This window comes from Mesorhizobium dulcispinae (assembly GCF_033977345.1).
GTDB classification, from domain to species: Bacteria; Pseudomonadota; Alphaproteobacteria; order Rhizobiales; family Rhizobiaceae; genus Mesorhizobium; species Mesorhizobium dulcispinae.
The window spans coordinates 121,053-145,491 of the sequence record NZ_JAVIIY010000007.1 but is presented as its reverse complement, the minus strand read 5'-3'; the positions used below and the strand labels follow the sequence as shown (position 1 = coordinate 145,491).

At 64.6% G+C, this 24,439-nt stretch carries 24 protein-coding genes; 10 read left to right on the top strand and 14 right to left on the bottom strand.

Annotated elements, in window-relative coordinates; all coding sequences use genetic code 11:
- Positions 1-12: 12 nt before the first annotated feature.
- The 4 genes from RFN30_RS17185 to RFN30_RS17170 form a co-directional block, all read right to left on the bottom strand.
- The gene (locus tag RFN30_RS17185; protein WP_320263268.1) at positions 13-1,113 is read right to left on the bottom strand and encodes an alcohol dehydrogenase family protein; all 1,101 of its coding nucleotides are present in this window, start codon (positions 1,111-1,113) and stop codon (positions 13-15) included.
- Positions 1,114-1,279: 166 nt separating this feature from the next.
- Positions 1,280-2,659, bottom strand: a complete 1,380-nt coding sequence (locus RFN30_RS17180) for an aspartate aminotransferase family protein (protein ID WP_320263267.1) — start codon at positions 2,657-2,659, stop codon at positions 1,280-1,282.
- A 35-nt stretch (positions 2,660-2,694) separates the two neighbouring features.
- Positions 2,695-4,188, bottom strand: coding sequence for an NAD-dependent succinate-semialdehyde dehydrogenase (locus RFN30_RS17175; protein WP_320263266.1), 1,494 nt, complete (start codon positions 4,186-4,188; stop codon positions 2,695-2,697).
- A gap of 377 nt (positions 4,189-4,565) precedes the next feature.
- Positions 4,566-5,054 (bottom strand): Lrp/AsnC family transcriptional regulator, encoded by a 489-nt coding sequence (locus RFN30_RS17170; protein WP_320263265.1) that lies wholly within the window; start codon positions 5,052-5,054, stop codon positions 4,566-4,568.
- A gap of 81 nt (positions 5,055-5,135) precedes the next feature.
- Between RFN30_RS17170 and ehuR the strand changes: the two genes are divergently transcribed.
- The 10 genes from ehuR (at position 5,136) to doeB (ending at position 14,943) form a co-directional block, all read left to right on the top strand.
- Positions 5,136-6,521: a MocR-like ectoine utilization transcription factor EhuR gene (gene ehuR / locus RFN30_RS17165; RefSeq protein ID WP_320263264.1), complete on the top strand. Its 1,386-nt coding sequence runs from the start codon at positions 5,136-5,138 to the stop codon at positions 6,519-6,521.
- 136 nt (positions 6,522-6,657) lie between these two features.
- Positions 6,658-7,443 carry an ectoine/hydroxyectoine ABC transporter ATP-binding protein EhuA gene (ehuA, locus tag RFN30_RS17160; RefSeq protein WP_278074438.1) on the top strand — a complete coding sequence of 262 codons (786 nt, stop codon included), beginning with the start codon at positions 6,658-6,660 and terminating at the stop codon, positions 7,441-7,443.
- Positions 7,444-7,591: 148 nt separating this feature from the next.
- Positions 7,592-8,392, top strand: coding sequence for an ectoine/hydroxyectoine ABC transporter substrate-binding protein EhuB (gene ehuB / locus RFN30_RS17155; RefSeq protein ID WP_430699060.1), 801 nt, complete (start codon positions 7,592-7,594; stop codon positions 8,390-8,392).
- Positions 8,393-8,510: 118 nt separating this feature from the next.
- A complete protein-coding gene (gene ehuC, locus RFN30_RS17150) occupies positions 8,511-9,170 on the top strand; it encodes an ectoine/hydroxyectoine ABC transporter permease subunit EhuC (RefSeq protein WP_320263262.1) in 660 nt (219 codons plus the stop codon).
- A 16-nt stretch (positions 9,171-9,186) separates the two neighbouring features.
- Positions 9,187-9,846, top strand: a complete 660-nt coding sequence (gene ehuD, locus RFN30_RS17145; protein ID WP_320263261.1) for an ectoine/hydroxyectoine ABC transporter permease subunit EhuD — start codon at positions 9,187-9,189, stop codon at positions 9,844-9,846.
- Between the two features lie 5 nt (positions 9,847-9,851).
- Positions 9,852-10,628 carry an ectoine utilization protein EutA gene (gene eutA / locus RFN30_RS17140; RefSeq protein ID WP_320263449.1) on the top strand — a complete coding sequence of 259 codons (777 nt, stop codon included), beginning with the start codon at positions 9,852-9,854 and terminating at the stop codon, positions 10,626-10,628.
- 20 nt (positions 10,629-10,648) lie between these two features.
- Complete coding sequence (eutB, locus tag RFN30_RS17135) at positions 10,649-11,635, top strand: hydroxyectoine utilization dehydratase EutB (RefSeq protein WP_320263260.1); 987 nt, start codon at positions 10,649-10,651, stop codon at positions 11,633-11,635.
- The gene (locus RFN30_RS17130) at positions 11,632-12,624 is read left to right on the top strand and encodes a cyclodeaminase (protein ID WP_320263259.1); all 993 of its coding nucleotides are present in this window, start codon (positions 11,632-11,634) and stop codon (positions 12,622-12,624) included. The genes eutB and RFN30_RS17130 overlap by 4 nt, the downstream gene beginning before the upstream one ends.
- A gap of 133 nt (positions 12,625-12,757) precedes the next feature.
- Positions 12,758-13,936 (top strand): ectoine hydrolase DoeA, encoded by a 1,179-nt coding sequence (gene doeA / locus RFN30_RS17125; protein ID WP_320263258.1) that lies wholly within the window; start codon positions 12,758-12,760, stop codon positions 13,934-13,936.
- A gap of 5 nt (positions 13,937-13,941) precedes the next feature.
- Entirely contained in the window at positions 13,942-14,943 is a 1,002-nt protein-coding gene (doeB, locus tag RFN30_RS17120; protein WP_320263257.1) for a N(2)-acetyl-L-2,4-diaminobutanoate deacetylase DoeB, read from the top strand.
- A gap of 85 nt (positions 14,944-15,028) precedes the next feature.
- On the opposite strand, the gene RFN30_RS17115 is transcribed toward doeB, so the two are convergent.
- From RFN30_RS17115 to RFN30_RS17070, 10 genes are all read right to left on the bottom strand, one after another.
- Positions 15,029-16,306, bottom strand: a complete 1,278-nt coding sequence (locus tag RFN30_RS17115) for an L-fuconate dehydratase (RefSeq protein ID WP_320263256.1) — start codon at positions 16,304-16,306, stop codon at positions 15,029-15,031.
- A gap of 13 nt (positions 16,307-16,319) precedes the next feature.
- A complete protein-coding gene (locus tag RFN30_RS17110; RefSeq protein ID WP_320263255.1) occupies positions 16,320-17,051 on the bottom strand; it encodes an SDR family oxidoreductase in 732 nt (243 codons plus the stop codon).
- A 20-nt stretch (positions 17,052-17,071) separates the two neighbouring features.
- Positions 17,072-17,524: a MaoC/PaaZ C-terminal domain-containing protein gene (locus RFN30_RS17105; protein ID WP_320263254.1), complete on the bottom strand. Its 453-nt coding sequence runs from the start codon at positions 17,522-17,524 to the stop codon at positions 17,072-17,074.
- Between the two features lie 8 nt (positions 17,525-17,532).
- Entirely contained in the window at positions 17,533-18,606 is a 1,074-nt protein-coding gene (locus RFN30_RS17100) for a Gfo/Idh/MocA family protein (protein ID WP_320263253.1), read from the bottom strand.
- The gene (locus RFN30_RS17095) at positions 18,599-18,928 is read right to left on the bottom strand and encodes an L-rhamnose mutarotase (RefSeq protein ID WP_320263252.1); all 330 of its coding nucleotides are present in this window, start codon (positions 18,926-18,928) and stop codon (positions 18,599-18,601) included. The genes RFN30_RS17100 and RFN30_RS17095 overlap by 8 nt, the downstream gene beginning before the upstream one ends.
- Position 18,929: 1 nt before the next feature.
- Positions 18,930-20,051, bottom strand: a complete 1,122-nt coding sequence (locus tag RFN30_RS17090; protein WP_320263251.1) for a mandelate racemase/muconate lactonizing enzyme family protein — start codon at positions 20,049-20,051, stop codon at positions 18,930-18,932.
- A gap of 2 nt (positions 20,052-20,053) precedes the next feature.
- Positions 20,054-21,151: an ABC transporter ATP-binding protein gene (locus RFN30_RS17085; RefSeq protein WP_320263250.1), complete on the bottom strand. Its 1,098-nt coding sequence runs from the start codon at positions 21,149-21,151 to the stop codon at positions 20,054-20,056.
- A gap of 4 nt (positions 21,152-21,155) precedes the next feature.
- The gene (locus RFN30_RS17080; RefSeq protein WP_320263249.1) at positions 21,156-22,022 is read right to left on the bottom strand and encodes a carbohydrate ABC transporter permease; all 867 of its coding nucleotides are present in this window, start codon (positions 22,020-22,022) and stop codon (positions 21,156-21,158) included.
- 2 nt (positions 22,023-22,024) lie between these two features.
- A complete protein-coding gene (locus tag RFN30_RS17075; protein ID WP_320263248.1) occupies positions 22,025-22,921 on the bottom strand; it encodes a carbohydrate ABC transporter permease in 897 nt (298 codons plus the stop codon).
- Positions 22,922-23,027: 106 nt separating this feature from the next.
- Positions 23,028-24,341 (bottom strand): ABC transporter substrate-binding protein, encoded by a 1,314-nt coding sequence (locus RFN30_RS17070; RefSeq protein WP_320263247.1) that lies wholly within the window; start codon positions 24,339-24,341, stop codon positions 23,028-23,030.
- Positions 24,342-24,439 lie beyond the last annotated feature (98 nt).

Sequence of the window (24,439 nt, the reverse complement as noted above, 5' to 3'; positions counted from 1 at the left end):
CGCTATCGACCGTTATTTATTCATGGACGCCACGGCGTCCGGCACCACCACCAGCTTGCCGACGAAGTCCTTGGCCATGAAGTCGGTCTGGGCGCGGTGGAAGTCCGACAGTTTGTAGACACCACCGACCACCGGCTTGATCTTCTTTTCCTCGATGTAGCGCACGATGCGGCGGAAATCGGCGCGCGTGCCCTGGCTCGAGCCATGCAACTGCAGCTGCTTCAGATACATGGTGCGGAGATCCAACTGCACCAACGGCCCAGCGATGGCGCCTGCAGTGGTGTAGCGGCCTTCTGGCCGCAGGATGCGCAGCAGGTCGTTGAAGATCGCGCCGCCGACAAGGTCGGCGACCACGTCGATGGGTTGGCCGCCGGTCGCCTCGGTGACCGCAGCCGGCAGGTCGGCCACGCCGCGCGTGATCACCTTTTCGGCGCCGATGTCGAGCACAGCCTGCTCCTTGCCTTTGCCGACGACAGCATAGGGAATAGCGCCGCGCGCCCGCGCCAGCTGCACGATGCCGGAACCCACGCCGCCGGAGGCTCCTGTGACCAGCACCCGCTCGCCGGCCTTGAGCCCCGCGCGTTCCAGCATCTGCTCGCCGGTGAGATAGGCGCAGCAGAAGGTGGCGAGCTCGATATCGCTGAGGTCGGTGTCGACGACATGCGCGTTCTCGGCCGGCAAGGTCTGGTATTCGGCATAACCGCCGTCGCGGCCGTGGCCCATATAGTCGATGTCGGCGAGCGAATCGTCGTCGCGGTTGTAGATGGAGAAGTCCACCATCACGCGCTCGCCGATGCGGTCGGACGACACGCCGGTACCGACGGCGACGATGGTGCCGACCGTGTCGGCGCCCTGGATGCGCGGGAAAACAAGCGTGTTGCCTTGCCGGCGCCAGGTCGACACGGCGGCCGCGTCTTCCTCCGTGCCATAGGCGCCCTGGCGCACCCAGACATCGGTGTTGTTCATGCCGCAGGCGCTGACCTTGACCAGCACCTCGCTGGCGGCGGGCGAGGGCACCTTCACGTCGGTGCGGTAGACGAGTTTTTCCAAGCCGCCGTGGCCGGTGAGCTGCACGGCGGCCATCGTCGCGGGAACGGGGGTATGGGGCTTCATGGATGTTACTTCCAACTGTGCAGGTTTGCGCTGCCCCTCACCCTTACCCTCTCGCCGTGAAGAACGGGGAGGGGGTTCGCCAACGCTGGAGCTTGTCTCTTCTCCCCATCCTTTACGGGGAGAAGGTGCCGGCAGGCGGATGAGGGGCAGCGCCAATGGTCATAAATCAAAGAGCTGAGAGCACACCCTTCACCGCATCGGAGGTCTTCGACACCACGGTGTCGGCCTCCTCGCGTGTCAGGCAGAGCGGCGGCGCGAAGCCGAGGATGTCGCCCTGCGGCATAGCGCGGCCGATGACGCCGCTCGCGGCAAGCGCCGTGGCGATCTGCGGGCCGACCTTCAGCGAAGGATCGAAGAAGACGCGGTCGTCGCGATCCTTGACGAACTCGACCGCCGCCAGCAGGCCGTCACCGCGGACCTCGCCGACATTTTTGTGGCCGCCGACGGCCTTGGCCAGCTCGGCGCGAAAGTAGGCGCCGGTCTCGCCGGCGTTCCTCACCAGGTCCATCTCGTCGATCAGTTCGAGATTGGCCACACCCGCGGCAACGCAGATCGGATGCGCCGAATAGGTCCAGCCATGGCCGAGCGAGCCGAGCTTGTCGGAACCCTTGACCAGCACCTCCCAGACCTTGTCGGAGACGATGACGCCGGAGAGCGGCGCGTAGGCCGAGGTCAGCCCCTTGGCGATGGTGATCAGGTCCGGCTTGATGCCGTAGTGGTCGGAGCCGAACATGGTGCCGAGGCGGCCGAAGCCGGTCACCACCTCGTCCGCGACCAGCAGCACGTCATATTTGTTCAGCACGGCCTGGATCTTTTCCCAATAGCCGGCGGGCGGCGGCACGATGCCGCCGGTGCCGAGGATCGGCTCGCCGATGAAGGCTGCGACCGTGTCCGGGCCCTCGGCGAGGATCATTTTCTCCAGCTTGTCGGCGCAATATTGCGAGAACTGCTCCTCGCTCATCGAGCGGTCGGCGCGGCGGAAGTAGTAGGGCGCCTCGGTGTGCATGATCGGCGCGCGCGGCAGGTCGAAGGCGTTGTGGAACAGCTCGAGCCCGGTCAGCGAACCCGTCATCACGCCCGAGCCGTGATAGCCGCGCCAGCGCGAGATGATCTTCTTCTTCTCCGGCCGCCCGAGAACGTTGTTGTAGTACCAGATCAGCTTGATGTTGGTCTCGTTGGCGTCGGAGCCCGAGAGACCAAAATAGACCCTCGACATGCCTTTCGGCGCGCGGTCGATGATCATCTTGGCGAGCGTGATCGAGGCCTCGGTGCCGTGGCCGACATAGGCGTGGTAATAGGCAAGGTTCTTCGCCTGCTCGGCAATCGCATCGGCGATCTTCTGGCGGCCATAGCCGACATTGACGCAATAGAGGCCGGCGAAGGCATCGATGCTCTTCTTGCCGGTGTTGTCCCAGACGGTGACGCCTTCGCCGCCGGCCATGATGCGCGCCGGTGATTCACCCCGCGCATGCGTGCCCATATGCGTCGAGGGATGGAAGAAGTGGTCGCGATCCCAGGCCGAAAGTTCGTTGGACTGTTCGAGCATCTTTTTTCTCCTTGCAGGGAATTCTCCCGGCGCGCCTAGGCGACGTCCAGGCAAAGGTATTTCAGATCGGTGAAGGCTTCGAGGCCGTGGCGCGAACCTTCGCGGCCGATGCCGGACTGCTTGACGCCGCCGAACGGGATCGGCGCGCCGGTGATCTTGACCCGGTTGATCGCCACCATGCCGTAGTCGAGCGCCCGGCCCATACGCGACTGGCGGGCGCCGTTCTCGGTCACGACATAGGCGACGAGGCCGTATTCGGTGGCATTGGCGCGGGTCACGACTTCCGCTTCGTCGTCGAAGGGCGTCACGGCGGCGACCGGGCCGAAAGTTTCCTCATGCATGATCAGCGCCTCGTCCGGCACATCGACAAGCAGCGTCGGCTGGTAGAACAGCGGTCCGGCGCCGTGGCGCTCGCCGCCGGTGAGGCAGCGCGCCCCGCGGGCGAGGGCGTCGGCGACCTGCTCCTCCACCTTCTTGACCGCGCGCTCATGCATCAGCGGTCCGATATCGGCGTCGCCGGAGAGCCCGTTGCCGGTGCGCAGCCGCTCGATGCGGCGGGCGAAAGCGGCGCAGAACCGTTCGTAGATCTGCCGCTGCACATAGATGCGGTTGGCGGCGAGGCAATCCTGGCCGGAAGTGGCGAATTTGGCGTCGAGCGCGATCGTCACCGCCTTGTCGATATCGGCATCGTCGAAGACGATCAGCGGCGCATGGCCGCCGAGCTCCATGACCAGCCGCTTCATGGTCGCAGCACTCTGCGCGGCGATCAGCCGGCCGACTTCGGTCGAACCGGTGAAGCTCATGGCGCGCACGCGGGCATCGGCGCACATCGCGCCGACAATCGTGCGGGCATCGCCGGTGACAACATTGAAGACGCCGGCGGGCAACCCGGCGCGCTCGCCGAGCTCGGCCAGCGCCAGCGCCGACAGCGGCGTTTCGGAGGACGGATGCGCCACCACCGTGCAGCCGGCGGCAAGGGCAGCCGCCGCCTTGCGGGTGAGCATAGCCGAAGGAAAGTTCCACGGCGTGACGACGCCGACGACGCCGAGCGGCTCGCGGCGCACGGTCATCTCGGCATTGGGCAGATGGCTGGTGACGCTCTCGGCGTTGAGACGTTTTGCTTCCTCGGCATACCACTCGACGAAGGAAGCGGCGTAGTCGATCTCGCCGAGCGACTCCTTCAGCGGCTTGCCTTGTTCGAGCGTCATCAGCAGCGCCAGGTCGTCCTTGGCGGCGACGATCACGTCGAACCATTTTCGCAAGATTTTAGAGCGTTCCTGCGGCAGGGCCGAGCGCCAGGCAGGTAGGGCGTGGGAAGCCGCGTCGATTGCCTCGGTCGTCTGCCTGGCATCGAGCGCGGCGACGAAGGCCACGGTGGCGCCGGTGGCCGGGTCGGTGACTTCGAAGCTCGCGGCCGAATGACCGGCCGTCCAGTGACCGCCGACATAGCCGAGATCGCGCAACAGCCGGCGATCGGCAAGACGGTCGAGTGCTTCGTGGCGGTGCGGGCGTGCAAAATGCGCGGACATCGTTTGTCTCCGGGTACCAACGCGATGTGGAGAGAGTAGCCGCGCGACTGAGACAGAGAGGCTGTTTCGGCAGCCGGTTGTAGAGAGATTGTCTCTATTTCCCCCGGGGATGCAGACGATCTCTCTAACCTGAGCTTTGCGGTTGGCCTCTGCCGCCAGCGTTGAAAATTGGCCGAGGCTCCTCAGCCTCGTCATCCTTGGCGAAGCAGGAGCGAAGCTCCGTCGCGGAGACCCAAGGATCCATGCCGTTACCTTGATCGAAGGGCGCAACTGCGCAGAATTCTGCACCGTTGCAACGCCTCGGCGTCACGGCATGGATCCTCGGGTCTTCGCCGCGTCGCTACGCTCCTTGCTCCGCCCGTGGATGACGATGGCTTTCAGTGCCCCGGCAGCAGATCGGCCACGGGCAGAACGGTGTCTTCCTTCACCGTCTTGGTGACGATGTAGGTGAAGTAACGGTCGATGCCGATCTCGCGTTCCAGCAGGGTATCCACCAGCCGCTGATAGGCGTCGATGTCGCGCGCCATCACCTTCAGCACATAATCGACGCCACCGCCGACGGACCAGCAGGCGACGATCTCGGGGATGTCGCGGATGACCCGCTCGAAACGGTCGAAATCGGCCTGTCGGTGGCTGGCCAAGGTCACCTCCATCAGCACGGTCGCCACCGGCGCGATGACGCGCATGGCGATCGCGGCGTGGTAGCCGGAAACGATGCCGGCCTTCTCCAGCTTGCGCAGCCGCATCCAGCAGGGCGTCGGCGACAGGCCGACCTTCTCGGCCAGAGCCAGCTTGGTGATGCGCCCGTCGCGCTGGATGGCGTCCAGGATCTTGAGGTCGATCGGGTCGAGTTTCGCTGCCGCCATGCCGGCTCCTTTTTGTCCAAGACACCATGACGATGCATTATTTCGATTGTCAATTGCACTGATTTCGATCTCTAATAAGTCATGACATTATGGCAGCCAGATCCTGCTCTTATCCGCCGGCCGGCCTACCTTTCGCTGGCCGACCAGTTCGCCCGCGCGATCCATGACGGGCGGCTCGCCAACGGCGCGCGGTTGCCGACGCATCGTCGGCTGGCGGATGAGCTGAAACTTTCGGTGCAGACGGTCAGTCGCGCCTATGAGGAGCTCATCCGCCGCGGCCTGATCTCCGGCGAGGTCGGACGCGGCAGCTTCGTGCAGACGCAGCGCCGCGAGCCGGAACCGCCCTACCTTCCGGAGCGGCTGGGCGAGGTCATCGACCTCTCCATCCTGAAGCCGGTCTGCGAGCCGATGCATCTGGAGAAGCTCAAGCAGGCGCTAGGCTGGTTGGCCGAGAACCTGCCATCGAGCTCGGCGCTGTCGTTCCGGCCGAACATGGTGTTCCCGCGCCACCGCGCGGTGGCGGTCGAGTGGCTGAAGCTCTGCGGCCTGGAAGCCTCGCCGCAGAATATCTGCCTCACCAATGGCGCCACGGCCGGCATGACGGTGGCGCTGATGAGCGTCGCGCCGCCCGGCTCGACCGTCGCCACCGAAGCGATCGGCCACCACACGCTCGTGCCGCTGGCCCGCTATCTCGGCTTCAATCTCGAAGGACTGCCGATCGACGACAACGGCCTTGTCCCGGAAGCGCTGGACGAAGCCTGCCGTCTGTCGGACATCCGCGCCGTCTTCGTCCAGCCTTCGGTGATCAACCCGACCGCAACCCTGATGGACGCCACCCGGCGCGAGCAGATCGCGGCGGTCGCGCGCAAGCATGACATCGCCATCATCGAGAACGATGTGCTTGGGCCGCTCGTCGAAGGCCGGCCTCAGGCCGTCGCCGCCTTCGCTCCAGAGCGGACGCTCTACGTCACCTCCTTCACCAAGATCGTCGTGCCGGGCCTGCGCATCGGCTATCTCGCCGTGCCCGACCGCTATGTCGCTGCCGTCGCCAACCGCCATCTCGTCTCGAACTGGATGGCGACGCCGATGGTGGCGGAGATCGCCACGCGCTGGGTGAACGACGGCACCGCGATGGAGCTGGTCAACTGGCAGCGCGGGGCGCTGAGACGCCGGCAGGAGATCGCCGCGGAAGTGCTCACGGGGATCGACTATCGCGTCCATCGCGACGGGCTGCATCTCTGGCTGGAGCTGCCGGGCGATCGCGCCGAGGAGAGCTTCGTCGCCCAGGCGCGCCTTCGCGGTGTGGCGATCGCACCGGGCACGTCTTTCCGCATCGCCGAGACGCCCTGGCATCCGGCCGTGCGTATCTCGCTCGGATCGACCACCGAAGGGGAACTGCGCGCCGGCTTAAGCGTTGTCGCCAAGCTCCTGCTTGGCGATCCTGAGCATCTCCTGCTCGCCATTTGATGCATAACAGAAGCGCAGATTGCCCTGAAATTGTGCCGCGCCCGAAATATTGTCATGATATTATTTTCCTAATTGACATGATTTGGCGCGTTCCGCATCGTTAAGGGCACAGGCTCCTCCAGAACGGGGAAATGTATTGCCCGCGCCCATCATCAAGGTCGACGCCATTTCGAAGAGCTTCGGCACCTTCAAGGTGCTGGACGGTCTGTCGATGCAGGTCATGCCGGGCGAGAAGCTGGCGCTGATCGGCCCGTCCGGGTCGGGCAAGACGACGATCCTGCGCATCCTGATGACGCTGGAGAAGATCGACGGCGGCCACATCCAGATCGACGGCGAGCAGCTCTATCACATGGAGCGCAACGGCCAGCTGCTGCCGGCCGACGAGCGGCACCTGGCCAAGATGCGCCAGAAGATCGGCATGGTCTTCCAGCTCTTCAACCTGTTCCCGCACAAATGCGTCATGGACAATGTCACGCTGGCGCCGATGCTGACCAAGGGCGTCGCGCGCGCCGCCGCCGAAAAGCGGGCGATGGAGCTGCTCGACATGGTCGGGCTGGCGGACAAGGCGAAGGCGATGCCGGCGCAGCTTTCCGGCGGCCAGAAGCAGCGCGTCGCGATCGCCCGGGCGCTGGCACTGTCGCCCAAGATCATGCTGTTCGACGAGGTCACCTCGGCGCTCGACCCCGAGCTGGTCGAGGAGGTGCTCAACGTCATGCGCAAGCTCGCCGCCGAGACCGACATGACGATGCTGCTCGTCACCCACGAGATGGGCTTTGCCCACGACTTCGCCGACCGCGTGCTGTTCTTCGACCGCGGCAGGATCGTCGAGGAAGGCAAGCCCGATGAGATTTTCCGCCATCCCAAGCAGGAACGTACGCAGGGCTTCCTGAAGAAGATCATCGCGGCCGGACACCGCGTCTGACCGCAATGCAAGAGGCGACGTAGTCGTCCTCAAACGGGCAGCGAGAACGCTGTCCCGAACCGAGCAAACCAAGAAGAGAAACAAGGAGTTGGGAACGATGAAGAAACTTGTCATTCTGGCTGGCGTCGCCGGCCTCGCAGCGAGCGCAATGCTGCTCGCCTCCGGCGCGCGTTCGGCCGACGACGCCAAGCTCGAGCAGCTCAGGGGGCAGGGCTTTGCCCGCGTCGCCATCGCCAATGAGCCGCCCTATACGGCGGTCGCCGCCGACGGCAAGGTCTCGGGCGCGGCGCCGGACGTGGCGCGCGAGATCTTCAAGCGCCTCGGCGTCAACGACATCGTCGCCTCCATCTCCGAATACGGCGCCATGATCCCCGGCCTGCAGGCCGGCCGCTTCGACGTCGTCACCGCCGGCCTGTTCATGAAGCCGGAGCGCTGCGCGGCGGTCGCTTATTCCGAGCCGGTGCTGTGCGATGCCGAGGCGATGCTGGTGAAGAAGGGCAATCCGAAGGGCTTCAAGAGCTATGAGGACATCGCCAAGGACAGCTCCGCGACCGTCGGCGCGCCGGGCGGCGGCACCGAGGAGAAGCTGGCGCTCAATGCCGGCGTGCCGCGCGATCGCGTCATCGTCGTGCCGGATGGCCAGAGCGGCCTGAAGATGGTGCAGGACGGCCGCATCGACGCCTATTCGCTGCCCGTACTGTCGATCAACGACCTCATCAAGAAGGCAAATGATCCGAACCTCGAAGTGATCGCGCCGGTGCAGGGCGCGCCGGTCTATTGCGACGGCGCGGCCTTCAAGAAGGGCGATGAGGCGCTGCGCGACGCCTATGACGTCGAGCTTGCCAAGATGAAGAAGTCTGGCGAGTTCGCCAAGATCATCGAGCCCTACGGCTTCTCGGCCAAGGCGGCGATGTCGACGACGCGCGAGAAGCTCTGCGCGGCAAAGTAAGGAAGACCCCCTCATCCGGCCGCTGCGCGGCCACCTTCTCCCCGAGGGGAGAGGTCGGCCGAGCGGAGTGGAGGCCGGGTGAGGGGGCGATTCACACTGGAAGGGAATACCGCCGTCAATGACCCAGTGGTCCGGCTATCTCGGCCTGATATTGCAGGGAGCACTTGTCACCATCGAGCTGACGCTGATGGGGTCGGTGCTCGCGCTGATCATGGCCTTCCTCGCCGGCATCAGCCGCGTGTCGCGCTTCTTCATCGTGCGCGCCTTGGCCACGACCTACATCGAGTTCTTCCGCGGCACCTCGATCTTCGTGCAGCTGTTCTGGGCCTATTTCGTGCTGCCTTTCGCCGGCCTGTCGCTGACACCGCTCCAGGCAGGCGTGCTGGCGCTGGGGCTCAATGTCGGCGCCTATGCCGCCGAAGTGGTGCGCGGCGCCATCCTGTCGATCGGCCGTGAGCAGTACGAGGCCTGCACGGCGCTCAATCTCGGCCGCTGGCAAGGCATGCGCCACGTCATCCTGCCACAAGCGCTGCTGGTCATGCTGCCGACCTTCGGCAACAACGCGATCGAACTGCTCAAGGCGACGTCGGTCGTGTCGCTGATCTCGCTCGCCGATCTCACCTTCCAGGCGCAGGTGGTGCGCTCGCAGACCGGCAGCACGCTGATGCCCTTCGTCTCCGTGCTCGCCATCTATTTCGTGCTCGCGCTGATCATCTCCTGGGGCGTGCGTTCGCTGGAGCGCCGCATGGCGCGGGGTCTCGACGGGGTGCGTGTCTGATGGAATGGGCCCACTAATGGAATGGGATTGGAATTTTGTCCGCGAGATTATGCCGACGCTGATCCAGGGCGTGAAGATCACGATCCTGGCGACGGTGCTCGGCTCGGTCCTGGCCGCGGTCGTCGGTCTGGCGATAGCGCTGGCGCGGCGCTCGCCGAACCCGGCCGTTTCGCGCAGCGTCGGCTGGTTCGCCGAATTCATCCGCGGCACGCCGCTTCTGGTGCAGCTCTATTTCATCTTCTACGTGCTGCCCGATTTCGGCATCCTGTTGCCGCCCCTGGTGGCGGGCGTCATCGGGCTTGGCCTGCATTACGGCACCTATACCGCGGAGGTCTATCGCGCCGGCATCGACAATGTGCCACGCGGCCAATGGGAGGCCGCCAAGGCCTGCAATTTGAGCGGCCACCACACCTGGACGCATGTCATCCTGCCGCAGGCGATCCCGCCGATGATCCCGGCTCTGGCCAACTACTTCATCGCCATGTTCAAGGAGACGCCGCTGCTTTCGGCGATCACCGTGCTGGAGCTGATGAACCAGGCCAAGAGCGTCGCCAACAGCTATTATCGCTATATCGAGCCGATGACGCTGGTCGGTGCCTTCTTCCTCGTCATCAGCCTCTGCTCCGTCGTGCTTTTGCGCTGGCTGGAGCACCGCTACGGCAGGATCGAAAGATGAAAGTCATGAAACCGTTGCCCGAAATCCGGCTGGCGCCGAGCCGGCCCGCCCTCGATGCGCGTCCGCTCGAAAAGCGCGTCGGCCTGATCGCTTTGGCCACCGACCATACCAGTGAGGTCGATTTCCGCCGCATGGTGGCGAGCGAGCGGATCGGCGTCTATGTCGCGCGTATTCCCTATGCCAATCCGACGACACCGGAAAACCTGCGCAAGATGCGGCCGTCGCTTTCGGCCGGCGCAGCACTGATCCTGTCGGACGAGCCGCTCGATGCCGTCTGCTACTCCTGCACCTCGGCCTCCGTAGTGATCGGCGATGCCGAGATCGAAGCGGCGATCCAGGCGGCCAAACCCGGCGTTCCCGTGGTCACGCCACCCATGGCAGGCGTGCGCGGCCTGAAGGCTCTTGGGGTGAAGCGGATCAGCATTCTCACGCCCTACACCGTCGAGACCAGCCGGCCGATGGCAACCTATTTCGCCGCGCACGGTTTCGACATCGAGAGCTTTACTTGCCTAGGCTTCGAGGACGACCGTGAGATGGCGCGGATTGCGCCGGCCTCCCTCGTCGAGCAGGCGCGCAAGGCCATGCATGCACAGGCCGATGCGCTGTTCGTCTCGTGCACGGCGCTGCGTGCAGCGCTTGCCGTTCCGGGCATGGAAGCGGCGATCGGCCGCCCGGTCGTCACCAGCAACCAGGCAAGCGCCTGGAATTGTCTGCGGCTCTGCGGCGACGACGTATCGCGGCCCGAGTTCGGCCGGTTGATGACAAAGCCGTTGGCACAGTGATCGGAATGCCAGTGGACGAAATGGCAGTCACGCTTCAGCATATTCGCGCTGCGCGCGAAAATATTGCCGGCAAGGTCGAGCGGACGCCCGCCGTTCAGTCGCAAAGCCTCTCGGATCGCGCGGGCCATCCTATCCACCTCAAGCTGGAGCATCACCAGACCACCGGCGCGTTCAAGCTGCGCGGCGCGTCCAACGCCATCGCCGCGTTAAGCCCGCAGGAAAGATCGCGCGGCGTCGTCGCGGCGTCGACCGGCAACCATGGCCGCGCGCTCGCGCATGCGGCCAAGCTCGAGGGTATGCGCGCGGTGATCTGCATGTCGAAACTGGTGCCCGAGAACAAGCTCGACGCCATCCGCCGCCTCGGCGCGGATATCCGCATCATCGGCAGCAGCCAGGACGACGCCCAGCAGGAGGTCGACAGGCTGGTGGCGGAGGAGGGGCTCGTCATGCTGCCGCCCTTCGACCATCCCGACATCATCGCCGGGCAGGGCACGCTGGGGCTTGAGATCATGGAACAAGTGCCGGACGCAGCAAGCGTGCTGGTGCCACTTTCCGGCGGCGGACTGGCGGCCGGCGTCGCCGCGGCCGTCAAAGGTGTGAGCCCAGGCACCAAAGTCATCGGCATCTCGATGGCGCGCGGCGCCGCCATGAAAGCGAGCCTCGATGCCGGCCGGCCCGTGCAGGTCGAGGAAGTGCCGACGCTGGCGGACTCGCTCGGCGGCGGCATCGGTCTCGACAACCGGCTGACCTTTGCCATGTGCCGTGGCCTGCTCGACGACGTGATCCTGCTTTCCGAGGACGAGATCGCCGCCGGCATCCGTCATGCCTATGAACAAGAGCGCGAGATCGTCGAGGGCGCGGGCGCCGTCGGCATCGGCGCGCTGCTTTCCGGAAAGGTGAAGGCGAAAGGCCCCACCGTCCTCATCCTGTCCGGCCGCAATATCGACATGAGCCTGCATCGCCGCATCGTCTGCGGCGATCCTGCACAGGAGGAGAGCGCCGCATGAGCCGCATGACAATCCTCACCGAAGCGGAACTGCGCAAGATCGTGATGCTCGATCTCGATGCGGTCGCCTGCGTCGAAAATGCCTTTCGGGCTCTAGCCACAATGCCGGTGGCGATGCCGCCGATCTTGAGGCTCGACATTCCCGAGCATCGCGGCGAGGTCGATGTGAAGTCCGCCTACGTGCCCGGCATAGACGGCTTCGCCGTCAAGATAAGCTCCGGCTTCTTCGACAACCCGGCGCTCGGTCTGCCCAGCGGCGGCGGCATGATGGTGCTGCTTTCGGCCAAGACCGGTGTGGTCGAGGCGCTGCTGCTCGACAATGGCTATCTCACCGATGTCCGCACCGCTGCCGCCGGCGCGGTCGCGGCCAAGCATTTGTCGCGCGAGGACTCCAGCGTAGCCGCGATCTTCGGCGCCGGTTTGCAGGCCGGCCTCCAACTGGAAGCCTTGCGCCTCGTGCGGCCGATCGAGGAGGCGCGCATCTGGGCGCGCGATGCAGCCAAGGCCGAGGCAACCGCCGCGCGCTTGCGCGAGAGGCTGGGCATCATGGTGCGCGCCGAGCCGGACGCGGCGAACGCGGCAGCCGGCGCCGACATCATCGTCACCACAACGCCTTCGACCGAACCGCTGATCAAGGCCGGCTTTGTTGCCGCCGGCCAGCACATCACCGCCATGGGCTCGGACGCCGAGCACAAGAACGAGATCGCGCCGGCCATTATTCGCATGGCCGATCTCTATGTCGCCGACAGCGCGAAGCAGACGCGGCGTCTCGGCGAGCTTCACCACGCCATCGAGGCAGGCGTGATGGCCGCCGACGCCGAAGTCACCGAGCTTGGCCAGATCATCGCCGGCAAAAAGCACGGACGGCGCTCGGCCGGCGACGTCACCATCGCCGACCTCACCGGCACCGGCGTGCAGGACACCGCAATCGCCACTTTAGCTCGCGACCGTGCGGGGGCGGTGAAGGCCGGAACCATTTTCGAAAGCTGATGCTGGCCAGAGCGTGATCCGGAAAAGTGGGAACCGGTTTTCCGAAAAGATCACGCTCAAACAGAAATAGGCGACGAGCCTGATTCAACGAGGTTGAATCAGGCTCTGGGCCCAACAACGAGGACCAAGAACAATGCAGCCAAACCTTAAATTCTCGCGAAGCGAATTTGCCGATCGCCTCGCCAAGACGCGGAAGGCCATGGAGGCCAAGGGGGTCGATCTGCTGATCGTCAGTGATCCCTCCAACATGGCCTGGCTGACCGGCTATGACGGCTGGTCCTTCTATGTGCATCAGGCAGTCATCGTGCCGCCTTCGGGCGAGCCGGTCTGGTACGGCCGCGGCCAGGATGCCAATGGCGCCAAGCGCACCGCCTATCTCGCTCACGACAACATCATCGGCTACGCCGATCATTACGTGCAGTCGACCGAACGGCACCCGATGGACTACCTCGCCAGCGTGCTGGCAGAGCGCCGTTGGGACAAGCTGACCATCGGCGTCGAGATGGACAATTACTGGTTCTCCGCCGCCGCTTTCGCCGCGCTGCAGAAGCACCTGCCCAACGCCCGTTTCGTCGACGCCACCGCGCTGGTCAACTGGCAGCGCGCCGTGAAGAGCCCGACCGAGATCGACTACATGCGCAAGGCCGCGCGCATCGTCGAGGCCATGCACAAGCGCATCGTCGACAGAATAGAGGTCGGCATGCGCAAATGCGATCTGGTCGCCGAGATCTACGATGCCGGCACGCGCGGCGTGGAAGGCATCGGCGGCGACTATCCGGCGATCGTGCCGCTGTTGCCGTCGGGCGCCGACGCCTCGGCGCCGCATCTCACCTGGGACGACAAGCCGATGAAAGCGGGCGAGGGCACGTTCTTCGAGATCGCCGGCTGCTACAACCGCTATCATTGCCCGCTGTCGCGCACCGTCTTCCTCGGCAAGCCGACGCAGGCCTTCCTCGACGCCGAGAAGGCGACACTGGAAGGTATGGAAGCAGGCCTTTCCGCCGCCAAGCCTGGCAACACCTGCGAGGACATCGCCAATGCCTTCTTCGCCGTCTTGAAGAAGTACGGCATCGTCAAGGACAACCGCACCGGCTACCCGATCGGCATCTCCTATCCGCCGGACTGGGGTGAGCGCACCATGAGCCTGCGCCCCGGCGACCGTACCGAGCTCAAGCCCGGCATGACCTTCCATTTCATGACCGGCCTGTGGCTGGAGACGATGGGACTTGAGATCACCGAGTCGATCCTGATCACCGAGACCGGCGTCGAGTGCCTCGCCAACGTGCCGCGCAAGCTGTTCGTGAAGGACTGAGACCGATGTCAGCTCTGCGTCCATCGCCGATCACGCCGACCGTCGACTTCGAGCGCGACGGCGTCCAGCACGGTTTCCTGCGCCTGCCTTACAGCCGCGACGATTCCGCCTGGGGCTCGGTCACGATCCCGATCTGCGTGATCCGCAACGGCAAGGGGCCGGCGGCGCTGCTCACCGGCGGCAACCACGGCGACGAGTATGAGGGGCCGCTGGCGCTCTACGAGCTTGCCCGCACGCTCGACCCGAAAAATGTCTCCGGCACGGTCATCATCGTGCCGGCGATGAACTATCCGGCCTTCCGCGCCGGCACGCGCACCTCGCCGATCGACAAGGGCAACATGAACCGCAGCTTCCCCGGCCGCCCCGACGGCACGGTGACAGAAAAGATCGCCGATTATTTCCAGCGTGAATTGCTGCCGCGGGCGGACATCGCGTTCGACTTCCACTCGGGCGGAAAGACGCTGGATTTCGTGCCGTTCTGCGCGGCGCACACGCTGCCGGACAAGGCGCAGGAAAAGAAGGCTTTCGCCGCGGTCGAGGCTTTCTCGGCGCCGTTCTCGGTGCGCATGACCGAGATCGATGCCGTCGGCATGTATGACACGGCGGCGGAGGAGATGGGCAAGGTCTTCGTCACCACCGAGCTCGGCGGTGGGGGCACGTCACGTGCCGAGACGGTGCGCATCGCCCGGCGCGGCATCCTCAACGTGCTGCGCCATGCCGGCATCGTTGATGGTGCGGTCGAGAAGACTCCAACTCAATGGCTCGACATGCCCTCGGGCGATTGTTTTGCGTTCGCCGAGGGTGACGGCATGATCGAGACCATGATCGATCTCGGCGAGACAGTGAGCGAGGGCCAGGTCGTCGCCCGCATCCATTCGACCGGCCGCACCGGCGTCGCACCGCAGGAGATCAAGGCCGGGATGTCGGGCCTGCTGGCCGCGCGCCATTTCCCGGGCCTGGTGAAGGCCGGCGATTGCGTCTCGGTGCTGGCCGTCGAGGTCGATTGATGCCGATCACGGCGCCAGATCGGGCGTCGTGCTGAGCGGTTGAAGAAGCAAAGCCGTACGCAGGCCTTCTGCGTGCGGGTAGCGTTCAACCACGGAATTGGTAGGCGGCAATGGAGTCCGGCTTCATCTCGATCGAGAAGCCCGGGGCCGCCGGCGGCATGTAGGCCGCATTCTCGATGATGCAGGGCTCGACGAAATGCTCGTGCAGGTGATCGACATATTCGATCACCCGACCATCCTTGGTGCCTGACACGGCGACATAGTCGATCATCGAGAGATGCTGGACATATTCGCAGAGGCCGACGCCGCCGGCATGCGGCCAGACCGGCAGGCCGAACTTGGCGGCGATCAGCAGGACGGCCAGCACCTCGTTCAGCCCGCCCATGCGGCAGGAATCGATCTGCACGACGTCGATCGCGCCGCCGGCGATGAACTGCTTGAACATGATGCGGTTCTGGCACATCTCGCCGGTCGCGACCTTGATCGGCGCCACAGCTTTGCGGATCTTGGCATGGCCGGCAACATCGTCCGGGCTGGTCGGCTCCTCGATGAAGAAGGGTTTGGCGAAGGCGAGGTCGCGCAGCCAGTCGATCGCCTGGTCGACCTCCCAGACCTGGTTCGCGTCGATCATGAGGTAGCGGTCCGGACCGATCACCTCGCGAGCGATCCGGAGACGGCGGATATCGTCGGCGCGGTCGCGGCCCACTTTCAGCTTGATGTGATTGAAACCCTGGTCGACCGCTTCCTGGCAGAGGCGCCGCAGCTTGTCGTCGGGATAGCCGAGCCAGCCGGCGGAGGTGGTGTAGCAGGCATAGCCTTCGCGCTCGAGCGTGGCGATACGCTCGGGCTTGCCAGCCTCGGCCTTCTTCAGAATCTCCAATGCCTCGGCCGGCGTGATGGCATCGGTGAGATAGCGGAAGTCGACAATGCGCACGATTTCTTCCGGGCTCATCTCGGCGACCAGGCGCCAGACCGGCTTGCCGGCCTCCTTCGCCCACAGGTCCCAGACCGCATTGACCACCGCGCCGACGGCGAGGTGCATGGCGCCCTTGTCCGGGCCGATCCAGCGCAGCTGGCTGTCGCCGGTGACGTGATGCCAGAAACGGCCGGGATCCTCTTTGACCCAGTCAAGGTCGAGCCCGACGACCAGGTGACGCAGCGCTTCGATGGCCGCGCAGCAAATCTCGTTGCCGCGGCCGATGGTGAAGGTCAGCCCATGACCCTTCAGCGACGGCACGTCGGTGTCGAGGATGACATAAGCCGCGGAATAATCCGGATCGGGGTTCATCGCATCCGATCCGTCGAGGCTTTGCGACGTCGGAAAGCGCAGGTCGAAGGTGCGAAGATCGGTAATGCGGGTCATGTTCTGTGCCTCATCAGATCGACCAGCCGCCGTCGATATTATAGGCCTGTCCGGTCGTATAGGTGGCGCCGGCGAGATAGACGGCAAGATCGGCGATCTCCTCTGCCGTGCCGAGCCTTCCCATAGGCTGGCGGGCGATGAAGGCCGCGCGGGCGGCCTCGTAGTCGCCTTGGGCGCGCATGCGGCTGTCGAGCGACGGGCTCTCCACCGTGCCGGGGCAGATCGCATTGCAGCGGATTCCTCTGGCGACATAGTCGGCCGCGATCGATTTGGTCAGGCCGATGACGGCTGCCTTGGTCACGCCATAGGCGAAGCGGTTCGGCACGCCTTTCGGGGCGCCGGCGACCGAGGCCATGTTGATGATCGCGCCATCGCCGCGCTCCAGCATGCCGGGCAGCACGGCGCGGATGGTGCGGATCATGGCGCGCACATTGAGATTGAAGGCGAAGTCGAGGTCCTCGTCTTTCATGTCGAGGATCGAGCCGGAATGGACGAAGCCGGCGCAGTTGAACAGCACGTCGACACGGCCGATCTCGGCGAAGGCGGCCTTCACGGCGTCGTCGTTCAGAACGTCGAGCTTGCGGGTCTTGATCCCTTTATGGCCGTTGATCTCGGCCAGCGCGGCTTCGTTTATGTCGGTGGCGTGAACAGTCGCGCCAGCCTCGGCAAAGGCAAGCGCGCTTGCCCGGCCGATGCCCTGCGCCGCTGCGGTAACGACAACGACTTTGCCTGTCAGATCAGCCATATTGTTTTTGTCTCCGTCTTTCAGCCGAGCCGGGGGCGCCGCTCGACGATATAGATGTGGTCGGCGGCGAGCACGACTTCGTCGCGCTGGTTCAAAACTTCGACGCGTTCGATGACGCGCCCTGCATCCGGCCGTTTCGGATCGTCCTCCTTCGCGGCGATCGTCGTGCGCGTGCGGATCGTGTCGCCGATGAACACCGGCTTGATGAAGCGCAGCCTGTCATAGCCATAGGAGAAGGCGACCGGGTTGACGACGCTCGCCGTCAGGCCGACGCCGACCGAGAAGACCAGCGTGCCATGCGCGATGCGCTGGCCGAAAGGGGTCGTCTTCATGAACTCGGCGTCCATGTGGTGCGGGAAGAAATCCCCGGTGTGGCCGGCATGGACGACGAAGTCGGCCTCGGTGATCGTGCGGCCGCTGGTGAGCCGTGACGAGCCGATCTCGTAGTCCTCGAAATAGGTGACCTGTTCCATGCCGTTCCCTACGGATTTTTGGCCAGCGGCGTCGCGGGCGCGGCGCTCGATCGATAGGCTGCCTCCACCAGCGCCATCGTGTTCCAGGCATCCTCAACCGAGCTGATCAGTTCGCTGTCCTCTCCAGACGCGAAGCGCTGGACATTGGCCATTCGCCCGACAAAGGCGTCGGGGAACCATTCGCCGGCGAGCGGCACGCTCACCCAGTCCGACCCGCCCTTTGGGTAGATTTCCAAAACGTCCGGCTCGCCGCGCGGATAGTCGAGATTGAGGCCGAGCTTGACGTAGGCGGCGCCTTCGGTACCGCAGATGCGGAATTCGCAGGCGTGATGCCGGCGCCCGAACTTGTGGTCGTGGTTGATCGAGAGCGCGCAGCGCACCGTGTCGCCGTAGTCGAGAATGGCGCTGGTGCGGGTCTGTGCAACCTTGTGGTTGGGATGGCCGAGCGTCTTGGCATGCACGCCCTTCGGGTCGCCGAGGAGCTGCCGGATCAGGTCGAGATAGTGGATCGAATGCATGGCGATCTCGACGCGCGGCGCCTTGAGCAGGAATTCCCAGAGCTGCCACGGCGTGGCGAGCGCCAGCCAGGCGTCGAAATCGACGACCTCGCCGAGCCAGCCCTTGGCGATCGCATCCTTCAGCGCCAGCATCATCGGCGCGAAGCGGAGCTGGAAGTTCACCGCAGCTTTGAGGTTTTTAGCGCGGCAGATTTCAAGGATCTCGGTAGCCTCGCCGAGATAGTTGCCCATCGGCTTCTGGATCAATGCAACCGCATCATCGGGGAGGGCCTTCAGCACCTCGGCATGCCGGCCCGGCGGCGTCGCCAGATCGAAGATCGCGTCTCTGACTGCCGCTGCTTCATCCACCGAGTGGAAGGCCGTCACGCCCCATTTCGCGGCCAGTGCCTGCGCCTTGGCTTGGTCCGGATCGTAGAGGCCCGCGACCGGAAAACCGGCCTTGCGATAGGCCGGGAAATGCGCGTCGCCAACGATCGAGCCGGCGCCGAAGGTTACGATCGGGCGCGGCTTGTCAGGGCTCGGCCAAGACTGCACCAGCGATGCGGGATCGAAAGCATCAGTCATGGTGGAAGACTTCGTCCATCATCGCCCACCATTCGCCTTCCTGCCTGGTCGGCAAAGGCTCCTGGCAAGGCATGCACACCGCCCACCATTCCTGGGTCTTCGGGTCCGCGGCCATCCTGGCCATGTCGGCAGCGTAATCGCTGCCGTGATACTCGAAATAGGAGAACAGCAGGTTCTCCGGCCGCTTCAGATAGATCGAATAGTTCTTGATGTTGCAGGCCGAGATCATCTTCAGCACATCCGGCCAGACGGCGGCGTGCAGTCGCACATATTCCTCGACCTTCTCCGGCTTCAGGCCGAGCACCATGCCCATTCGCTGCATCTCAGTTCCTCCGTTCGGTGACGGTCACGCTGAATTCGGCAATGCTGCGCGCCTTGATGGCATCGAAATCCCAATCGATGCCGAGGCCCGGCTCGCTCGGCGCCAGCGCATGGCCGTTCTCGATCACCATCTTCTTGCCCGTCAACTCATCCAGCTGCGGAATGTACTCGACATATTTGCCGTTCTGGATGGCGCAGGCCAAGCTGACATGCAGTTCCATCAGGAAATGTGGGCAGACGGGCATGTCGAAGGCCTCCGCCATATGCGCTACCTTCAGCCAGGGCGTGATGCCGCCGATGCGGCCGACATCGACCTGCACGATGTTGCAGCCGCCCTTCTGCATATATTCGCGGAAATGGCGGATCGAATAAAGCGACTCGCCGACCGCCACCGGCGTCGCGGTCGCATTCGACAGCCGCACATGACCATCGATGTCGTCGGCCGGCAGCGGCTCCTCGATCCAGGCGAGATCGAGATCGCGCAACCGTTCGGCGCGCCGGATGGCTTCATCGACGGAAAAGCCCTGGTTGCAGTCGGTCATGATCTCGTAGCCGTCGCCGACGGCCTTGCGCACCGCCGACAGCCGGGCGAAGTCCTCTGCGCCATGCGGCTTGCCGATCTTGACCTTGGAGCCGATGAAGCCTTTCTCCTTGGCGGCCAGCGCATCCTCGACAAGTGCTTCCGTCTCGATGTGCAGCCAGCCGCCTTCGGTGGTATAGAGCGGGCAGCGATCCTTGGCGCCGCCGGCGAGCTTCCACAGCGGCAGCTTCTGCTTCCGTGCCCGAAGGTCCCAGAGCGCGGTGTCGATGGCCGCGAGCGCGATTGCCGTGATGGCGCCGATGGTGGTGGCATGGGTGGCGAATTCGAGATCGTGCCAGATGGCTTCGATCCGGTCAGCGTCCTCACCGATCAGGCGCGGTGCGAGGTGGTCGGCGAGAAGCCGCATCACAGACGAGCCGCCGGTGCCGATCGTGTAGGAGTAACCCATGCCGACCGCACCGTCGGCATCGGTGATGGTAACGATCGGCGTCTCCTGGCTGACAAAACTCTGGATGGCGTCGGTACGCTTCACCTTCGGCACCAGATCGACCATTGCAAGCTCGACTTTCTCGATCTTCGCCATCGTCAGCTCCTCAAGGATTTGCCGGTTTCCGCGGAAAAGAGATGCGCCTGCGACAGGTCGAAGTGCATCGCGACGCGGTCGCCCGCTTTCAGCGGCTTCGGGTTCAGCATGCGCGAGACCCAGTCGCGGCGGTCGAATTCGGCGAAGACCAGCGTCTCGTTGCCGAGCGGCTCGGTTACCGTCACCGGCAGCTCGATCTCATGGACGTCCGCGGCATCGCCTGAATGCAAGCCGTGGCCGACCGGATAAAGATCGTCGGGACGCAGGCCGAACACCACCTTGTCGCCGGCGCTGACCTTGGCCTTGAAGCGGCCGGGCAGCGGCAGGCTCTGGCCGCCGGCGAAGACGACCTTGCCATCCTCCACGGTCGCCTCCTGCAGGTTCATCGGAGGCGAGCCGATGAAGCCCGCGACGAAGCGCGTCGCCGGCCGCTGGAAAACCTCGTCTGGCGTGCCAACCTGCTCGATATGGCCGTCGCGCATGATGACGATGCGGTCGGCCAGCGTCATCGCCTCGACCTGGTCGTGCGTGACGTAGATGACGGTGGACTTGACCTTGGCGTGCAATTTCTTGATCTCGGTGCGCATCTGCGTGCGCAGCTTGGCGTCGAGATTCGAGAGCGGCTCGTCGAACAGGAAGACGTCCGGATCGCGCACGATGGCGCGGCCCATGGCGACGCGCTGGCGCTGGCCGCCGGAAAGCTGGGAGGGGCGACGCTCGAGCAGCGCGTCGAGGCCGAGGATGGCGGATGCCTCGGCGACGCGACGGTCCATTTCCTCCTTCGGCGCGCCGGCGATCTTCAGCGAAAAGCCGAGATTCTCGCGCACCGTCATGTGCGGATAAAGCGCGTAGGACTGGAAGACCATCGAGATGTTGCGCGAACGCGGCGGCAGGTCGTTGACGATGCGGTCGCCGATCTCGATCGTGCCGCCGGAGATGTCCTCCAGCCCGGCGATCATGCGCAGCGTGGTCGACTTGCCGCAGCCTGACGGCCCGACCAGCGCGATGAACTCGCGGTCGGCGACGTCGAGGTCGATGCCGTGGACGATCTCCATGTTGCCGTAACGCTTGGTCAGTTTCTTGAGCGAGACAATCGCCATCGGATCAACCTTTCACCGCGCCGGAGGTCAGGCCGCCGACGAGGTGCTTTTGCACGATGAAGGTAAGGATAAGTGCCGGAATGATCATCACCACGGCCAGCGCGCACATGCCGCGCCAGTCGATGGTGAATTCGGCGGTGTAGTCGAGCAGCCCAACGGGCAGAGTCTTCGAATTGATCGAGCGCGTCAGCTGCGAGGCCAGCGCGAACTCGTTCCAGGAGGTGAGGAAGGCAAAGATGCCGGCGGATGCGATGCCCGGTCCGGCGAGCGGAAACTCGACCTGCCAAAAAGCCTGCCAGCGTGTGCAGCCGTCGATCTGCGCGGCCTCGGCGAGATCCTTTGGCACCTGGCGGAAGAAGCCGTCGATCAGCCAGATGGTGAACGGCACGTTGAGCGCGACATAGGCCAGGATCAGGCCGAAATGAGTGTCGATGATGTCGAGGCGCGCATAGACGAAGAACAGCGGCAGGGAGAGCGCGATGCCGGGCACGGTGCGCGTCAGCATCAGCCCGAGGAACATCGCCGACTTGCCGCGGAAGCGGTAGCGCGCGAAGGCGTAACCGCCGGCCATGCCGATGGCGATGGCAATGACGGTCGACGTCACCGAGATGATCAGCGAGTTGCGGAAATAGTCGAGGACGGGAATGCCGCCCTTGCCGACGCCGCTGAACATCGCGACGTAGGCGTCTAGCGAGACCTGCTGCGGGATCCAGACCGGCGGCTTGGCGAGGATCTCGACCGTCGGCCGCAGCGAGGGCAGCACGATCCAGATGCCGGGCAGGCAGATGAAAAGCATGGCGAGGAACAGGCCGACGCGGTGCGCGACGGTTGCAGCGCGGCGCTTCAGGCGGGCAGATGCGTTGGCGTCCATTCTCACCACTCCGCGCCGATCTGGGTGCGCGCCGCGGCGAGCTTCTTGAAGAAATAGACGGTGAAGACGATCGACAGCAGGATCGAAAAATAGGCCATCGCGTTGGCGACGCCCATGCGCGCGTCGCTGTAGGCGGTGCGCGCGACCAGCGTCCACAAAAGTTCCGTGCGGCCGGCCGGGCCGCCGTCCGTCATGATCTTGACGATGTCATAGGCGCGCGCGACGTCGAGCGAGCGGATGGTCATGGCGATGTAGGCGAAGGGCATGATGAAGGGCCAGGTCACATAGCGGAAGGTCTGCCACGGCGTGCAGCCGTCGACGCGCGCCGCCTCGACCGGCTCTTTCGGCATGGCGAGCAGGCCGGCGAGGATCAGGATCGCGAAGATCGAGGTCGAGGACCAGATTTCGGCGATCGAAATGGCGATGAAGGCGAGACGGCCTTCGATCAGCCAGGGGATGGCGTCCTGCGTCATGCCCAGCGACTGCAGCGCGTTGTTCACCAGCCCGATATTGTCGTTGAACATGAACTTGAACTGGAAGCCGACCAGGATCGGCGAGAACATCATCGGGAACATCATGATGGTGCGCAGCAGCCGCTGGCCGCGGCTCGCCTTCTCGACCAGCAGCGCGAGGCCGAGTCCCAGCAGCATCTCGAGATTGAGCGCGATGGTGAGCAAGAGCACGGTGCGGCCGAAGGCCCACCAGAAATTCGCGTCGGAGAGGATGTTGCGATAGTTGCGCAGGCCGATGACGGTGAAGAAGGTCTCCGGCCGCGTCAGCCTGAACGGCGTGAAGCTGGAGTAGAAAGACAGGCAGAGCGGCACGACCACCACGGCCGCCAGCACGAGCACGGCCGGCAGCAGAAGAAGGGTTGGCGCGGAAAGCCGCTTGGCCGTCATGCAATGTCCCAAAGATATCTGCGCGGCCGGCGATCCAATCGCATGGCGGCCGCATCGGTCAAAGCGGCGCCAGCCGTGACGGCTGGCGCCGCAGGGAGGATAGTCCTTAGAGCTTGCCGGCGTCCTCGAGGATCTGCGTCGCCTTGGCGGCAGCGTCGTCGAGCGCCTGCTTGGAGGTCTTGTCGCCGAGGATCGCGGCCTGCAGTTCCGGATAGACGGCGTTGGAGATCTCGATCCATTCCGGCGTCTGCGGCACCGGGAAAGCGTTCTTGGCGGCTTCCTGGAAGGCCTGCAGCACCTCGGTCTTGTAAGGGTCGGACTTCGCCTGCTCGAGGTCCCATTCCCAGACCTTGGTGCGGGTGGGCAGCGGGCCGGCGGCGGCTTCCAGCTTCTGGCTGTCCTCATTGGTCAGCCACCAGACCAGCGAGGCGGCGGCCTCCTTGTTGGCGCAGTTCTCGGTCACCGAGAAGCCGTGCGCGCCGGACCAGCCCGAGCGCTTGCCGGACGAGCCCTTCGGCTGAACCTTGACGCCGACATTGCCTGCAATCTTCGACGACTTCGGGTCGTTGAAGAAGCCAGCCCAGCCCGGCCAGTCGAGGTTGATCGCCACGGTGCCGGAAGCGAAGCCCTGGCCGAGATCGTCCCACAGATAGTTGGTGGTGCCGGCGGGCACGGCCTTGGCCTTGTAGAGCTTGACGAACCAGTCGAGCGCCTTGACGCCGGCCTCGGAATTGAAGGCCGGCTTGCCGTCCTTGTCGAGATATTCGCCGCCATCGGCGATCAGCATCTCGTAGAAGCGGCCGTTGATCGCCTCTTCCTTGCCGGCATATTGCGTGCCGTAGAAATCGGGCGGGCTGGCGAAGAATTCGGCCTGCTGGGCCATCTCGTCGAAGGTGTCCGGCGGCGCGAGGTCCTCGCCGTATTTTTCCTTATAGGCCTTCTTCTTGGCTTCGTCCTGGTAGAGGCTCTTCTGGTAGTAGAGCGCCGAGACGTCGAACTGCGCGCGCGGCAGCATCACGAGCTTGCCGTCGAGCGTGCCGGCCGCGATGTTGGCCGGAACGAAGGCATCGATCTCCTCCTTCGGCAGGAGCTTGGCGAGGTCGGTGTAGATGCCCGGATATTGCGGCGCGAACGACGTGTGGTTGGAGCCGACGCACCAGGTGATCGAGTTGGAGGCGATGTCCGACTTGATCTCCTTGTCGAGATCGAAGTGGTTCTTCTTGGAGATGACGTTGACCTTGGCGCCGGTCGCCTTTTCCCACTCGCCAATGCGCTCGTAGAGCTTTTCGTATTGCTGGCCGCCAATCAGCTTGGCGTCGATGGTGACGCCGGGAAACTTGCCCGGCAGGTCGGCCGCGAATGCAGCGCCCGATGCCATGAGCAATGCGCCGGCGGCGACGCCGGAGAGCAATCTGTTCATGAATTCCTCCCTGGACGGCTCATGGGCCGTCATGACCTGAAGCTCAGCCGCTTCATTCATATGCAAACAAAATATTCATAAGTCGTCAAGCCGAAACT

What these genes read in the sequence shown, in the direction of transcription:
- RFN30_RS17090 (WP_320263251.1), bottom strand. Translation starts at nt 20,051, where the DNA reads ATGGCGAAGATCGAGAAAGTCGAGCTTGCAATGGTCGATCTGGTGCCG.
- eutB (WP_320263260.1), top strand. Translation starts at nt 10,649, where the DNA reads ATGGCAGTCACGCTTCAGCATATTCGCGCTGCGCGCGAAAATATTGCC.
- eutA (WP_320263449.1), top strand. Translation starts at nt 9,852, where the DNA reads ATGAAACCGTTGCCCGAAATCCGGCTGGCGCCGAGCCGGCCCGCCCTC.
- ehuD (WP_320263261.1), top strand. Translation starts at nt 9,187, where the DNA reads ATGGAATGGGATTGGAATTTTGTCCGCGAGATTATGCCGACGCTGATC.
- doeA (WP_320263258.1), top strand. Translation starts at nt 12,758, where the DNA reads ATGCAGCCAAACCTTAAATTCTCGCGAAGCGAATTTGCCGATCGCCTC.
- RFN30_RS17075 (WP_320263248.1), bottom strand. Translation starts at nt 22,921, where the DNA reads ATGACGGCCAAGCGGCTTTCCGCGCCAACCCTTCTTCTGCTGCCGGCC.
- ehuB (WP_430699060.1), top strand. Translation starts at nt 7,592, where the DNA reads ATGCTGCTCGCCTCCGGCGCGCGTTCGGCCGACGACGCCAAGCTCGAG.
- RFN30_RS17100 (WP_320263253.1), bottom strand. Translation starts at nt 18,606, where the DNA reads ATGACTGATGCTTTCGATCCCGCATCGCTGGTGCAGTCTTGGCCGAGC.
- RFN30_RS17130 (WP_320263259.1), top strand. Translation starts at nt 11,632, where the DNA reads ATGAGCCGCATGACAATCCTCACCGAAGCGGAACTGCGCAAGATCGTG.
- RFN30_RS17175 (WP_320263266.1), bottom strand. Translation starts at nt 4,188, where the DNA reads ATGTCCGCGCATTTTGCACGCCCGCACCGCCACGAAGCACTCGACCGT.
- ehuC (WP_320263262.1), top strand. Translation starts at nt 8,511, where the DNA reads ATGACCCAGTGGTCCGGCTATCTCGGCCTGATATTGCAGGGAGCACTT.
- RFN30_RS17070 (WP_320263247.1), bottom strand. Translation starts at nt 24,341, where the DNA reads ATGAACAGATTGCTCTCCGGCGTCGCCGCCGGCGCATTGCTCATGGCA.
- RFN30_RS17105 (WP_320263254.1), bottom strand. Translation starts at nt 17,524, where the DNA reads ATGGAACAGGTCACCTATTTCGAGGACTACGAGATCGGCTCGTCACGG.
- ehuR (WP_320263264.1), top strand. Translation starts at nt 5,136, where the DNA reads ATGACATTATGGCAGCCAGATCCTGCTCTTATCCGCCGGCCGGCCTAC.
- RFN30_RS17110 (WP_320263255.1), bottom strand. Translation starts at nt 17,051, where the DNA reads ATGGCTGATCTGACAGGCAAAGTCGTTGTCGTTACCGCAGCGGCGCAG.
- RFN30_RS17170 (WP_320263265.1), bottom strand. Translation starts at nt 5,054, where the DNA reads ATGGCGGCAGCGAAACTCGACCCGATCGACCTCAAGATCCTGGACGCC.
- RFN30_RS17085 (WP_320263250.1), bottom strand. Translation starts at nt 21,151, where the DNA reads ATGGCGATTGTCTCGCTCAAGAAACTGACCAAGCGTTACGGCAACATG.
- RFN30_RS17185 (WP_320263268.1), bottom strand. Translation starts at nt 1,113, where the DNA reads ATGAAGCCCCATACCCCCGTTCCCGCGACGATGGCCGCCGTGCAGCTC.
- doeB (WP_320263257.1), top strand. Translation starts at nt 13,942, where the DNA reads ATGTCAGCTCTGCGTCCATCGCCGATCACGCCGACCGTCGACTTCGAG.
- RFN30_RS17095 (WP_320263252.1), bottom strand. Translation starts at nt 18,928, where the DNA reads ATGCAGCGAATGGGCATGGTGCTCGGCCTGAAGCCGGAGAAGGTCGAG.
- RFN30_RS17115 (WP_320263256.1), bottom strand. Translation starts at nt 16,306, where the DNA reads ATGACCCGCATTACCGATCTTCGCACCTTCGACCTGCGCTTTCCGACG.
- RFN30_RS17180 (WP_320263267.1), bottom strand. Translation starts at nt 2,659, where the DNA reads ATGCTCGAACAGTCCAACGAACTTTCGGCCTGGGATCGCGACCACTTC.
- RFN30_RS17080 (WP_320263249.1), bottom strand. Translation starts at nt 22,022, where the DNA reads ATGGACGCCAACGCATCTGCCCGCCTGAAGCGCCGCGCTGCAACCGTC.